The 13,273-nt window shown below is 61.5% G+C and carries 10 protein-coding genes; 5 read left to right on the top strand and 5 right to left on the bottom strand.

The window, feature by feature from the left end:
• Positions 1-62: 62 nt before the first annotated feature.
• The 4 genes from L8K25_RS13230 to L8K25_RS13215 all read right to left on the bottom strand — a co-directional run bounded on the left by L8K25_RS13230 (position 63) and on the right by L8K25_RS13215 (position 6,473).
• The gene (locus L8K25_RS13230) at positions 63-1,340 is read right to left on the bottom strand and encodes an AIPR family protein (RefSeq protein ID WP_242139458.1); all 1,278 of its coding nucleotides are present in this window, start codon (positions 1,338-1,340) and stop codon (positions 63-65) included.
• A 138-nt stretch (positions 1,341-1,478) separates the two neighbouring features.
• Positions 1,479-1,751 carry a hypothetical protein gene (locus L8K25_RS13225; protein WP_242139457.1) on the bottom strand — a complete coding sequence of 91 codons (273 nt, stop codon included), beginning with the start codon at positions 1,749-1,751 and terminating at the stop codon, positions 1,479-1,481.
• Between the two features lie 258 nt (positions 1,752-2,009).
• Positions 2,010-3,854: a translational GTPase TypA gene (gene typA / locus L8K25_RS13220; RefSeq protein ID WP_242139456.1), complete on the bottom strand. Its 1,845-nt coding sequence runs from the start codon at positions 3,852-3,854 to the stop codon at positions 2,010-2,012.
• A 231-nt stretch (positions 3,855-4,085) separates the two neighbouring features.
• Entirely contained in the window at positions 4,086-6,473 is a 2,388-nt protein-coding gene (locus L8K25_RS13215) for a TonB-dependent receptor (protein ID WP_242139455.1), read from the bottom strand.
• A 179-nt stretch (positions 6,474-6,652) separates the two neighbouring features.
• Here L8K25_RS13215 and L8K25_RS13210 point away from each other — a divergent pair, with 179 nt between their 5' ends.
• Both L8K25_RS13210 and L8K25_RS13205 read left to right on the top strand, forming a co-directional pair.
• The gene (locus tag L8K25_RS13210) at positions 6,653-7,864 is read left to right on the top strand and encodes a toxic anion resistance protein (protein WP_242139614.1); all 1,212 of its coding nucleotides are present in this window, start codon (positions 6,653-6,655) and stop codon (positions 7,862-7,864) included.
• A 4-nt stretch (positions 7,865-7,868) separates the two neighbouring features.
• Entirely contained in the window at positions 7,869-8,555 is a 687-nt protein-coding gene (locus L8K25_RS13205; RefSeq protein ID WP_242139454.1) for a hypothetical protein, read from the top strand.
• Positions 8,556-8,627: 72 nt separating this feature from the next.
• Here L8K25_RS13205 and L8K25_RS13200 read toward each other — a convergent pair whose 3' ends face one another.
• Positions 8,628-9,188, bottom strand: a complete 561-nt coding sequence (locus L8K25_RS13200; protein ID WP_242139453.1) for a PEPxxWA-CTERM sorting domain-containing protein — start codon at positions 9,186-9,188, stop codon at positions 8,628-8,630.
• A 596-nt stretch (positions 9,189-9,784) separates the two neighbouring features.
• On the opposite strand from L8K25_RS13200, the gene rplK reads away from it, so the two are divergent.
• The 3 genes from rplK to L8K25_RS13185 all read left to right on the top strand — a co-directional run bounded on the left by rplK (position 9,785) and on the right by L8K25_RS13185 (position 13,194).
• Complete coding sequence (gene rplK / locus L8K25_RS13195; protein WP_010160412.1) at positions 9,785-10,216, top strand: 50S ribosomal protein L11; 432 nt, start codon at positions 9,785-9,787, stop codon at positions 10,214-10,216.
• Positions 10,217-10,220: 4 nt separating this feature from the next.
• A complete protein-coding gene (gene rplA, locus L8K25_RS13190) occupies positions 10,221-10,919 on the top strand; it encodes a 50S ribosomal protein L1 (protein WP_242139452.1) in 699 nt (232 codons plus the stop codon).
• 202 nt (positions 10,920-11,121) lie between these two features.
• Entirely contained in the window at positions 11,122-13,194 is a 2,073-nt protein-coding gene (locus L8K25_RS13185; RefSeq protein ID WP_242139451.1) for a catalase, read from the top strand.
• Positions 13,195-13,273 lie beyond the last annotated feature (79 nt).

The raw sequence follows: 13,273 nt of genomic DNA, 5'->3' as shown, positions 1-13,273 counted from the left end.
TAGATGCCAATGCCCGTTAACAGTTTAACAGATGTCTCTTCGTAACCTGGTTTATCCGGGTTTTACTTTTTTACTGATGCAGTCTTACAGACATGCTTTAGGTCAGGGACACCCTTCTTTAAAATTATCTTATTAATCCTCAAGGCCAGCTTGCTATCAACCTTTTTGAAGAAGGCTGTAGATCTCAGCGCACTTTTGAACGAACCAAAGTCATCATCGTACGCATCAACTGCAGCATCCCAGAAGGCCTCTGCAGAGGCATCAACGTAACGCGCAATTGCCGATGCAAACTCAGGACGGTTCATACAACCTAGCGTTACTACAGAAGAACTAAAGTAGTTCTGCTTATCTATTAGTTTCCTGGTCGTGTAACTGATCCAGTAGGTACTTGTAACACCTAACAGCCCAGAATTATCGTCGTCTCTTAACTCACTTTGGAGTTCTTGTCTTTTTGACTCTGAGATGTTTCCTACTAACCACGCGAGATATACATCCTTCGCGGTAATTCCCTTAAAAAATATTGTTTGATAGGGCTCGTCAAATAGCTGCCCCTTGTTTGATATAGCAGGAATTAGGTAATCCGGATGCCCAGAGGCTAAAAACTGCGCTACTTTATCAAGTTCTATTATCTGTAAATCTTTTTTGCGTCTAGCACCCTCAAGCTTTGGCGCATAATCGACACCAATGGCTTCAAACTCTTTCCTAAGCGACTTCTGTATATTGTCTGCTGATCTAACACTCCAGATTCGAACAGCGTTCTGCGAATTGTTATATCGAACTATGTCGGTTCTTATGTTTTGCTTCGCAGCAATAATACGGACCAGAACTTTAGCAGACGGCGATGCCTCCGCATGGACTAAACTAGATGTTGTTTGGCATCCGTTGACAATGCTAAACCGTTTGAGGTTAACTCGGTTAGAGGCGTGTTCTTTTTCCGGCTCAATTGTGTCAGCGACAATAGTGACACCGTTGTTTAAAGCCCAAAATAATCCAGGGTGTTCTCGAGCCGTTTTGATAATCTGTTCGTTTATTCCTCCCTTACGGGCACCTAAAAATAGTCTAATGTTACCTGCGAATAGCTCTTGCGGGTATGATTTATGAAGTCTCTGCAATTCGCTTGCGCTAACAGATCCCACGATGGCCCGACCATACTCACCCTTGTCTTCAAAGAAGTTCGCCGAGAAGTCTATGTAGTCTTCCGATACACCGCCCCCGTCTAGTACGATAGCCTTATACTGCGCTATTATCTCGTCCTGCCCTGCATAAAAGTATGAGGCGTCAGAGTCTCCGTCCTTTGATACAGATACAGCACTAACTATTGCGTCAGACTTTTGACCCAATGATATGAGCCCAAGAGTAAGAGAAAGCTCACGATGATCTTTGTTTGCGCTTTCGATTAAATCAGCAAGGTCACCCCGACCGGCATCGCGAAGTGCCTTGGGATTCTTAATATAGGGCAGGCTAGCAAGAACGGCGTCCTATTTGGCCTTTGGCGTGGGCTTTGTAGTATTGCCAGGACAATGAGCCTGTATTACCATCAAACTTTCGGAAGCTTCGTCGACAAATACTAAATCTATCCCTTGATCATTACCTCCATCCGCAGCAGCCGCATCGAGCGCATCATCCTCGTCGATCGAATAAAAATTAATGGCGTACCAAGCCGAAAAAGCTTTCTCACGGCTCACCTGGCCACGTGCTGCGAGTTCGTCGATCGATGTCAATATATCTGTCAAGTTCGGCGCGGCGCTCATTAAATTCCCCCCCAAGTTTTCGTTCGAAAGCAACGAATAGCTTTGAAATCTTGGTTAGCGAAAGAGCATGCCGTTGGTCTAGATGGTTTCTCGCGAACGTCTCGAAGGCACCATGGCTACCGCTCAGCAACAGCGGCCAGCAGAAACAGCCTTCCCCTGAAAATTCGGACGTCCCAAAGCTTAAGTGACGGCAATGGCAAAAAAAGGCCGGGTGCTTTCGCACCCGGCCTCCCTTCTAGCCCCTAAAGACCCGCAACCTCAGCTGCTCAGCTTCGCCCGCGAAGCACGCTTGCGCTCGTTCGCATCCAGGAACCGCTTGCGCAGCCGGATCGACTTGGGCGTCACTTCGACCATCTCGTCGTCGTCGATATAAGCGATCGCCTGCTCCAGCGTCGCGCGCTTCGGCGGGGTCAGGCGGACCTGGTCGTCCTTCCCGCCGCTCGCGCGGAAGTTGGTCAGCGCCTTGGTCTTCATCGGGTTGACCTCGAGGTCGTCCGGCTTGGCGTTCTCGCCAACGATCATGCCCTCGTACAGCGCCTCGCCGTGGCCGACGAACAGGATACCGCGCTCTTCGAGCGGACCCAGCGCGTAGTTATTGGCTTCGCCCGAGCCGTTCGAGATGAGCACGCCGTTCTTGCGGCCCTCGATGTTGCCCTTGAACGGGCCATAGCGCTCGAACAGGCGGTTCATGATGCCGGTGCCGCGCGTGTCCGACAAAAATTCCCCGTGGTACCCGATCATCCCGCGCGACGGTGCGGAAAAGGTGATGCGCGTCTTGCCGCCGGTGGAGGGCCGCATGTCGGTCATCTCGGCTTTGCGCAGGTTCATCTTCTCGACGACCGTGCCCGAATATTCCTCGTCGACGTCGATGATGACGGTCTCGTACGGCTCGGTCTTCTTGCCGTCCTCGTCCTCGCCGAACAGCACGCGCGGACGGCTGATGCCGAGCTCGAAGCCCTCGCGGCGCATCGTCTCGATCAGCACGCCGAGCTGGAGCTCGCCGCGCCCGGCGACTTCGAAGCTGTCCTTGTCGGAGGCTTCGGTCACCTTGACCGCGACGTTGCTCTCGGCTTCGCGGAACAGGCGCTCGCGGATCATGCGGCTGGTCACCTTGCTGCCCTCGCGGCCCGCCATCGGCGAATCGTTGACGGCAAAGCGCATCGACAGCGTCGGCGGATCGATCGGCTGCGCGTGGAGCGGCTCGGTCACGGTGATGTCGGCGATCGTGTCGGCAACCGTTGCCACCGAAAGCCCCGCGAGGCTGATGATGTCACCCGCCTTCGCTTCGTCGACCGGGACGCGGTCGAGCCCGCGGAACGACAGGATCTTGGAGGCGCGGCCGGTCTCGATGATCTTGCCGTCGTTGTCGAGCGCGTGGATCGCCTGGTTGAGCTTGATCACGCCCGAGTTGACGCGACCGGTCAGGATGCGGCCGAGGAACGGATCGCGATCGAGCAGCGTGACGAGGAAGGTGAACGGCACGCCCGCGACTTCGACCTTGGGCGGGGGCACGTGCTGGACGATCGTCTCGAACATCGGGATCAGCGTGCCTTCGCGGGCGTCCATGTCGGTCGAGGCATAGCCGTTGCGGCCCGATGCGTAGAGCACGGGGAAATCGAGCTGTTCGTCGTTCGCGTCGAGCGACACGAACAGGTCGAACACTTCGTCGAGCACTTCCTGGATGCGCGCGTCGTTGCGGTCGACCTTGTTGACGACGACGATCGGCTTCAGGCCGAGCGCGAGCGCCTTGCCGGTGACGAACTTGGTCTGCGGCATCGCGCCTTCCGACGAATCGACCAGCAGGACGACGCCGTCGACCATGCTGAGGATGCGCTCGACTTCGCCGCCGAAATCGGCGTGGCCGGGCGTGTCGACGATGTTGATGCGGATGCTCTCGGATTCCCCCGGCGGCGTCCAGTCGACCGAGGTCGGCTTGGCGAGAATGGTGATGCCACGCTCTTTTTCCAAGTCATTGGAATCCATGGCTCTTTCTTCAATCCGCTGGTTGTCGCGGAAGGTGCCGGACTGGCGGAAGAGCTGGTCGACCAGGGTCGTTTTGCCATGATCGACGTGTGCGATGATGGCCACATTGCGGAGGCTCATGGGTGTCTCGTTACAAAATCGGGAAAAGGATCGCGTGCCCCTAGCGGAAACCGTGCACTGCAACAAGGGCGGGGGCGAAACGAGCGCGCGCGACACGCGTCCGGGCGGCGCGGCGCCGACCGCACGGGAGCGGGATCGAGGCGGGCGCCGGCGGCAGATCCGCCTGATCCGCCGCCGCATGATCGGGGGCGGGGCTCGAGGTCGCACACAACCGGAAGCCCCGCCATGGGCTTAGAACCGTCCGCCAACTTCGATCCCGTACACGCGCGGCTCTCCGCGGATGTAGGTCGGGATGCCGAAGCCCGCGCCAGTGTTGCCGGCATCGATCAGATATTGCCGGTTCAGCAGGTTTCGCGCGAAGCCGCCGATGTGATATTTCCCATCGGCCAGCTCGACGCCCGCCCGCAGGTTGACCAGGGCATAGGCCCCTTCGCTGATCGCGGCGGAATTGGGCAGTTCGAAGAACTGGCTGCTCTGGTAGGTGGCCGACGGCGTGGCGTAGAGGGTGATGGTCTTCACCGGCACCCGGATCGTCGCCCCGCCCGACGCGGTATATTGCGGCTGCAACCGGAAGCGCGCGCCCGAATAGACGCCGTAGCTGGCGTTGGTGGCAATCTTGCCATCGACATAGGCGAAGGTGCCGAACAGCTGGACGAAGCGGCCGAGCTTGAGGTTGCCCTCCGCCTCGACGCCCGGGCTGCGCGCCTTGCCGGCGCTCTGCGTGGTGGTGACGCCGTTGTTGACGACCGATACCTGGAAGCCGTTATAGTCCTGGTAGAACACCCCGAGCGAGCCGGTGAACGGGCCGACCTTACCCTTGATCCCGGCTTCATAGTTCCACACCACTTCGTCTGGAACGACCTGCAGGTTCGGCACCACCACCCCCGCTGCACTCGCCGCCGCCAGCTGAACCACCGGCGAACGGCGTCCCTTGCTGATGGTCGCGTACAGGTTGATCGCATCCGTCATCCGGTACAGCAGGTTCGCGCGCGGGAGGATCGCGGCGAAGCTTCGTTCCGCGGTAAAGATCGTGCCGTTGGTATTGGCCGTCCCCAGCAGGCTGGTCCGCACGCCGAGCGCCGCCAGGATCACCGAATTGGGCTGAACCGAACTATAGCCCGACTTGCGCCGTTCGATCAGCACCCGCGCGCCCGCCGTGATCTCGAGCTTGGGAGTCGCGATCCAGGTCCCGTCGGCGAACACCGAATAAGTGTCGTTGGTGCCGTAGTTGGTGAACACCGACTGATAGGGGATCTGGGTCGCCGCGCCGCGCGTCAGCACCGCGGTGGCCCGGGCTGCGGTGACGGTGCCATTCGGTGCGACACAGCCCGAAACCCCGTTCGCCGCCAGCGCCGCGCGAACCCCGGCATAGGCCGCCGCGACCGAGCACCCGAGATAGGTCCCTTCCTCGGTCGAGAAGGGGACACGCTGCAGATTGTTTTCCAGCAGCGCGTTCCACCCGAACGAGGCGTGGTAGCGATCCCCGGTGAAGTTGAAGCGCCCTTCGTGGCTCCACTGGTCACCGCGCGCGTCCTCGGCGAATTCGAGATACCAGGCGGGACCGCCATCGGCATCGAACACCTCGTTGCTGTTGAACTTGCGATAGCCGTTGACCGTGGTGAAGGTGACGCCCGGGGAGAGCTCATAGGTCGCGGTCAGATTGGCATCGTAGACGTCGCGCTTGAGCCCCAGCTTGGCCGCGCCCAGCACCGCGGCGCTGTACGGCGATCCCGACAGTTCGGCATAGCTGTAGTCACCGCCATTTCCTCCGGTCGGCGCCAAGGCGCGCGAACGGAAGGCGGTACCGGGATTGCGCTGCCCGTCATAGGTCAGCACCAGGCTGGCGGTCAGCCGGTCGGTCGGTGCCCAGCGCAGCGATCCGCGAATGCCGCGCTGGTCCTGACCATTGAGGTCGTCCTGGTCGATTTTGCCCTGGTTCTGGTTGGCGACCTTGGGGTCTCCCGCGATGTTGCGCACGAACCCGTCGTGATATTTGTATGCGAACGCCAGTCGCGCCGCGAGCGTGTCGTTGCCGACGTTGACGAAGCCCGAAACCTGGCCGCGACGGTAGTTGCCATACGAGCCGTTGAGCTCCGCCGAAGTCCCCGCGTGCGCTGGCGCCGAGATCAGGTTGACCGCGCCGACCGCGGAGGCCGTGCCGAATAGCGTCGCCTGCGGCCCCTTGACGACCTCGATCCGTTCCAGATCGTACAGATCCTGATAGGCCCCCCGGGTCCGCGAAATATCGACCCCATTATAATAGAGCGAAACGCGCGCACCCTGCTGCGCGGATCCGCTATCCGACGTGATCCCGCGAATGACGAAGCCCGGATTGTTGGCGCTTTGCTCCTGGATCCGCAGGCCGGGAATGTACAAGGCGACCTCGGCGAGCGAATTGACGCCGAGGTCTGCCATATGCGCGCCGGTCACCGCGGTGACCGTTATCGGAACGTCCTGGATGCGTTGCTCGCGCTTCTGCGCGGTAACGACGATATCGCCCCCCTCCCCCGCCTGGGTGTCGGACGGGACATCGGGTGCCACCAGGGTCTGGGCGATCGCCGCCGAGGAACAGCAGCCCATCAATGCCACCGTCGCAACCAACCCAAGATACTGACGCATGACTATATTACCCCCGAAATGTGCTGCGCTGCGATATGCGCGACATGGGTCGTATCCGCGTCTATTCCGTTACATATCCGTTACGATACGCGCTATTTGGGTGTAATGTTGGCTTAATACACTTGAAGCGATCAAGGATCAGCGGCATTTATCGCAAGCGATTACCCGGGAGAGATATGATGGCGACCACTGCCCCCACCGACACGGACGCTGCAGCGGCCGCGCTGGTGCTGACTCCACCCGATCCTGTCCCGGTTCTGCCCCCGGAAAAGGCGACCGGGCTGGTTCCCGTTGACGACGGCGTGCGGTCAAAACTCCAGGAAAAAGTGGCCGGCTTCGTGGACGACCTGGTCGCACAGGACGTCAATTCGCCCGAATTCGGGAAGCGCGTCGATGCGATCGCGGCAATGGGTCAGAAGGAGATCCGCGCCGCGGCCGAACAATCCAACCGTTTCCTCGATCGCCCCGTCAAGGCGATGGATGGCGAGACCGGCGTCGGCGCCGACCTGACCGAGCTTCGCCGTACGATCGAGAAGCTCGATCCGTCGACCAACAGCAAGCTGATCTCGAGCCGCGGGATCATGTCCAAGCTGTTCGGCGGCAGCATCAACACCTATTTCGACAAGTATCGCTCCTCGCAGTCGCATATCTCGGCGATCCTCAAGACGCTCGCGCGCGGCAAGGACGAATTGCTGATGGACAATGCCGCGATCGATACCGAGCGCGGCAACCTGTGGACCGCCATGGGTCGGCTCGAACAGATGATCGTGCTGTCGAAGGAAATGGACGCACGGCTCGAGGACAAGGCGAACGACCTCGACCATAGCGACCCCGCCAAGGCCAAGGCGCTTCGCGAGAGCGCGCTGTTCTACGTGCGCCAGCGGACCCAGGATCTGCTGACGCAGATGGCGGTGACGGTACAGGGATATCTCGCGCTCGACCTGGTCAAGAAGAACAACGTCGAACTGATCAAGGGGGTCGATCGCGCGTCCACCACGACCGTGTCCGCGCTGCGCACGGCAGTGACCGTCGCCCAGGCGCTCGCCAATCAGAAGCTCGTGCTCGACCAGATCACCGCGCTCAACACGACGACCGCGAATATCATCGACGCGACCGGTAAATTGCTGAAATCGCAAACCGCGACGATCCACGAGCAGGCCGCCGCCTCCACCATCCCGGTCGAAACCCTGCAGCGCGCGTTCCAGAACATCTATGATACGATGGACGCGATCGACTCGTTCAAGCTCAAGGCGCTCGATTCGATGAAGACGACGGTGGGCACGCTGTCGAACGAGGTCGAGAAGTCGAAGGGCTATATCGCCCGCGCCGAGGGCGCCGCGCAGAACCGGCTGTCGGGTCCGGGCGACACGTTCAAGCTGGAAGCGGAGTGATCCCATGACCGATGTCGATCGCCAGGTCGCGCGCGCCGGCGAAGTGCTCGACCGGACGCGGGCCGCACGCGCGTTGCAGCGTGGACGTCGGCGTGCCGCAACCAGCATCGCGCGCCGGATCGGCTATGCCGCTGCGGCCGATCTCGCCATTCTGGTAGCGGCGATCACGATCGGCTGGTTCATGCCGCTGGGGATGGGTGGCGCGTTGATCGTCTTCGCGATCATGGCGATCGTGACGGCGACCCTGCTGCTCGCCAGCCTGACGCCGCAGGTGCGTGCCGAGCAGCTCAGCGCCGTGCCGCTCAAGGCGCTTCCATTGATGACCGAACAGTGGCTCGACACGCAACGCGCGCTGCTGCCGGCCCCCGCCCAGACGCTGGTCGATGGTATCGGCGTCCGGCTCGAGGCGCTTGCGCCACAACTCGCAACGCTGGACGAGCAGCAACCCGCCGCCGCCGAAGTCCGCAAGCTCGTCGGTGAACAGCTCCCCGAACTCATCCGCGATTATGCCAAGGTCCCGGTCGGGCTTCGCTCGGTCGAACGCAACGGGCGTACGCCCGATGCGCAGCTGGCGGATGCCCTGAAGCTGATCGACCAGGAGATTTCGGAGATGTCGACGCAGATCGCCCAGGGCGATCTCGATCTGCTCGAGACCCGCGGGCGCTTTCTCGAAATCAAATACCGCGATTGAGCAGATCTGCTCGGGACAAAAAAATACCGCCGTCCCGAGGGACGGCGGTATCCTTACCCGAGGGTGGTACGCTTAGGCGTAGGTGACCTTGGTCGACTTGCGCTGGTACGAGCGCAGGCCGAAACCGATCATGCCGAAGCCCATGAGCATCATCGCCCAGGTTGCCGGCTCAGGAACTGCCTGCGACAGCTGGACCTGGAAAGCGCCGCTGTTGTCCGAGAACACGCCGTCGCTGACGCCGAAGAACAGCTTACCAGCAGCGGTCTGTGCCAGGCCGGTGTTCAGCGTGAACGAGTACGTGTGATCGTCACGATAAGCGGGCAGGCCGCCAACGATGTAGTTCGCTGCGTTCTGCGACGGCGTTGCGTTTGCAAGCGGTGCCGTGCCGAAGGTCAGCTGGTAGTAGGACGAGTTGTACTTACCGGCAGGGTCCAGCGAGTAGAACGCGTCGTTGAAAATCGTGCCGTCCGACTGGCCGGTGCCGGTGACGACAACGTTGACCAGACCGTAGTAATTGCCGACCGACTGGCCGCCGGTTGCGGGAGCAAACGCAACGTTGACGGTCTCTGCCGCGAACGCCGGAGCTGCCGTTGCGAGCAGCGCAACCGCTGCTGCTGCCAAAATCTTCTTCATACGCTGTACCCTTTTCCTCGTGATTGCCCAGGCGGACATGGAAGCCTGCTAACAAGAAGCGTGCCAACCGCGGAAAACCGCCAATGTCACTGCTGCACCGCAGCAGAATGTCAGCGTCGCGTCCAAATCGGCGGGAGTCCGTCGGCGGAGCTGCCGCTCCAACCAACGCAGCGTCCGCCGGCAAGTTAATCACCGGGTATTCCAATGGTTTCTATGTAAGCGCCAGCGACAGGCACTGTCTCGATACAGTCTCTCACCACTATAAAGGCGTACGGTTTCTGATGGTTGGTGTTCGGACTTGGTACGGACACGCCATGCTTTGGGAAGCCGACCCGCGCGCCGAATGGTTGTGCGCATGCTTTTGGGACGCCGGCAAAGACCAGCCCGCCGGCGCCGCCGGGCCAACCCCTGGCGTCCCCGGCCGACCACCCACGTTGCATCATTCGCGCGTTTCGGCTATGCGCGCCGCTTCCAACGAGACATCGATGGAATCGCGGGAGGCGCCTTCGCAAGACGGCGTCGCTAGAACCGCTAAACTTGAACCGGGCACGGCACCCTCGCGGCGCCCGCGCCCCATGACAGAGTGAGACCGCCTTATGGCAAAGAAGATTACAGGCTACATCAAGCTTCAGGTGCCGGCCGGCAAGGCCAACCCGTCGCCCCCGATCGGTCCTGCGCTGGGTCAGCGCGGCGTCAACATCATGGAATTCTGCAAGGCGTTCAACGCGTCGACCGGTGACCAGGAAGTCGGCACGCCGCTCCCCACCGTCATCACCGTCTATGCCGACCGCAGCTTCTCGTTCGAGACCAAGACGCCGCCCGCGACGTTCCTGATCAAGAAGGCAGCGGGCCTCAAGTCGGGCTCGAAGGAGCCGGGCAAGACGGTTGCCGGCAAGATCAAGCGCTCGCAGCTTTCGGAAATCGCGACCGCGAAGATGAAGGATCTCAACGCCAACGATATCGACGCGGCAACCCGCATCATCGAAGGCTCCGCCCGCGCAATGGGCCTCGAAGTGGTGGAGGGCTGAGATCATGGCAAAGCTGACCAAGAAGGCAAAGACGCTCGGTTCCGCAATCAACAGCGAGAAGCTGTACGGCGTCGATGAAGCGATCGCGCTGGCCAAGACCCACGCAACGTCGAAGTTCGACGAGACGATCGAAGTCGCGCTCAACCTCGGCGTCGATCCGCGTCACGCCGACCAGATGGTGCGCGGCGTCGTCACGCTGCCCAAGGGCACCGGCAAGACGGTGCGCGTCGGCGTGTTCGCCAAGGGTGCCAAGGCTGACGAAGCCCGCGCCGCTGGTGCAGACGTCGTCGGTGCGGAAGACCTGATGGAAATCGTCCAGGGCGGCACGATCGATTTCGATCGCTGCATCGCGACCCCGGACATGATGGGCGTCGTCGGTCGCCTTGGTAAGGTGCTCGGTCCCAAGGGCCTGATGCCGAACCCGAAGCTCGGCACGGTCACGATGAACGTCGCGGAAGCGGTCAAGGCAGCCAAGGGCGGCCAGATCGAATATCGCGTCGAGAAGGCCGGGATCATCCACTCGGGCATCGGCAAGGCCTCGTTCACCAACGAGGACCTGCGCGCGAACTTCGACGCACTGGTCGACGCGGTGGTCAAGGCCAAGCCGTCGGGCGCCAAGGGCAAGTATGTCCGCAAGGTCGCCGTCAGCTCGACCATGGGCGCCGGCATCAAGGTCGACACCGCCGAGGTTTCGGCGGCGTAAGCCTTCGTTCGACGAACGGAATGCGAAAGGGCCGGGGGAAACCCCGGCCCTTTTTCTTTGCGCGGCGGGCCTGACACCCGATGCAACCGCCGCCGCTCCACCCACCCCGCCGCGACCAACATCGATCTCGATCAACCATAATGTACGGAACCTACCTGCCCCGCGTTCGTCGTCTGCCCGAACCCCCAAGAAGGCTCCCCCCATGGCAGATTTCGACACGGTCACCGGCAACGGTGGCGAGACGCACCAGCAGGCACAGGGCGATGCGCCCGTCCTGACGACCAACCACGGCGTGCCCGTTTCCGACAACCAGAACAGCCTCAAGAGCGGTGCGCGCGGCCCCACGCTGCTCGAGGACTTCGTGCTGCGCGAGAAGATCTTCCACTTCGATCACGAGCGGATCCCCGAGCGGATCGTCCACGCACGCGGTTCGGGCGCGCACGGCTATTTCGAAGCGACCGACGACATTTCGGATCTGTCGCGCGCGGCCGTGTTCAAGAAGGGCGAGAAGACCGAGGTCTTCGTCCGCTTCTCGACCGTCGCCGGCGGCGCAGGCTCGGTCGACACCCCGCGAGACGTGCGCGGCTTTGCGGTCAAGTTCTACACGACCGAGGGCAATTGGGATCTCGTCGGCAACAACATCCCGGTGTTCTTCATCCAGGACGCGATCAAGTTCCCCGACCTGATCCATTCGGTGAAGATGGAAGCCGACCGCGCCTATCCGCAGGCCGGCAGCGCGCACGATACCTTCTGGGACTGGGCATCGCTGATGCCGGAAGCGACCCACATGCTGATGTGGGCGATGTCGGACCGTACCCTCCCCCGCTCGCTGCGGATGATGGAAGGCTTCGGCGTCCACACCTTCCGCCTCGTCAACGCCGAGGGCAACAGCAGCTTCGTCAAGTTCCACTGGAAGCCGAAGCTCGGCCTGCAGTCGACGATCTGGGACGAGACGCTCAAGCTCCAGGCCGCCGACAACGACTATCACCGTCGCGATCTGTTCGAAGCGATCGACAGCGGCGATTTCCCCGAGTGGGAGCTGGGCATCCAGGTGTTCGACCAGGCATTCGCCGAAGCGCAGCCGTATGACGTGCTCGATTCGACCAAGCTGATCCCGGAAGAAGACGTGCCGGTCCGGATCATCGGACGGATGGTGCTCGACCGCAACGTCGACAACTTCTTCGCCGAGACCGAGCAGGTCGCGTTCCTGCCGACCAACGTCGTGCCGGGGATCGATTTCTCGAACGATCCGCTGCTCCAGGGTCGCCTGTTCAGCTATCTCGACACGCAGAAGTCGCGTCTGGGGACGACCAACTTCCACCAGATCCCGATCAACAGCCCGCGCTCGCCGGCTGGCAACTTCCAGCGTGACGGGATGATGCAGACCAAGGTCCCCAAGGGCCGCGCGAACTACGAACCCAACAGCCTTGCCGCGCACGGCGAGGATGGCGGTCCGCGTGAGAGCGCGACCAAGGGCTATGTGACGACCAACGCCGCGACCGGCGACAACGAGACGGGCGACAAGCTGCGTGTCCGTTCGGAACTGTTCGCGGATCACTATAGCCAGGCACGGCTGTTCTTCAATTCGGCGACCGAAAACGAGCAGGCGCATATCGCGTCGTCGTTCGTGTTCGAGCTGTCGAAGGTCGGCCTGCTCGATCAGGTCCCGCCGCGGATGGTCGCCAATCTGCGCAACGTCGATGAGGGTCTCGCGCAGCGTGTCGCGGACGGCCTCAACATCGATTTGCCAGAGAAGGCGAAGGCCGCACGCGAGCCGGTCGACATGAAGCCTTCGGACGCACTGTCGATCCAGAAGAACATGAAGGAGACGCTGGAAGGCCGCGTCGTCGGCATCCTGATCGCGGACGGCACCGACGCCGCCGAGCTCGACGCGCTGGTCGCGTCGATCAAGGACGCCAAGGGCAAGGCCGTGCTGGTCGCGCCCAAGGTCGGCGGCGCAACGCTGTCGGACGGCAGCAAGCGCAAGGCCGATGGCCAGCTCGCCGGCACGCCGTCGCAGATCTTCGACGCGGTCGCGATCGCGCTGTCGGCAGAGGGTTGCGCGATGCTGCTCAAGCAGGGCGCGGCGGTCCAGTTCGCGATGGACGCGTTCGGGCATCTCAAGGCGGTCGGTGCCAGCGCAGCGGCACAGCCGTTGCTCGACAAGGCCGGCGTCGAGAAGGACGAAGGCGTGACCGATCTGGGCGCGGGCTTCGTCAAGGCAGCGGCAAAGCGCTTCTTCGCGCGTGAGCCTAACGTGCGCGATCTCGCCTGATTGCTGAGGCGATAGGGTAATGGAAAAGGCCCGGTGCGCTTAGCACCGGGCCTTTTTTGTGTTTCATCGTCACGCCGGG

The organism is Sphingomonas sp. TREG-RG-20F-R18-01, from assembly GCF_022662475.1.
Classification (GTDB): Bacteria; Pseudomonadota; Alphaproteobacteria; order Sphingomonadales; family Sphingomonadaceae; genus Sphingomonas.
Note: the sequence above shows the minus strand (reverse complement) of the source record. Positions and strands in the feature narration are given on the sequence as shown.

Excerpts from the sequence above, each read along its gene's own strand:
- L8K25_RS13225 (WP_242139457.1), bottom strand. The coding sequence starts at position 1,751 with ATGAGCGCCGCGCCGAACTTGACAGATATATTGACATCGATCGACGAA.
- typA (WP_242139456.1), bottom strand. The coding sequence starts at position 3,854 with ATGAGCCTCCGCAATGTGGCCATCATCGCACACGTCGATCATGGCAAA.
- L8K25_RS13215 (WP_242139455.1), bottom strand. The coding sequence starts at position 6,473 with ATGCGTCAGTATCTTGGGTTGGTTGCGACGGTGGCATTGATGGGCTGC.
- L8K25_RS13210 (WP_242139614.1), top strand. The coding sequence starts at position 6,653 with ATGGCGACCACTGCCCCCACCGACACGGACGCTGCAGCGGCCGCGCTG.
- L8K25_RS13205 (WP_242139454.1), top strand. The coding sequence starts at position 7,869 with ATGACCGATGTCGATCGCCAGGTCGCGCGCGCCGGCGAAGTGCTCGAC.
- L8K25_RS13200 (WP_242139453.1), bottom strand. The coding sequence starts at position 9,188 with ATGAAGAAGATTTTGGCAGCAGCAGCGGTTGCGCTGCTCGCAACGGCA.
- rplK (WP_010160412.1), top strand. The coding sequence starts at position 9,785 with ATGGCAAAGAAGATTACAGGCTACATCAAGCTTCAGGTGCCGGCCGGC.
- rplA (WP_242139452.1), top strand. The coding sequence starts at position 10,221 with ATGGCAAAGCTGACCAAGAAGGCAAAGACGCTCGGTTCCGCAATCAAC.
- L8K25_RS13185 (WP_242139451.1), top strand. The coding sequence starts at position 11,122 with ATGGCAGATTTCGACACGGTCACCGGCAACGGTGGCGAGACGCACCAG.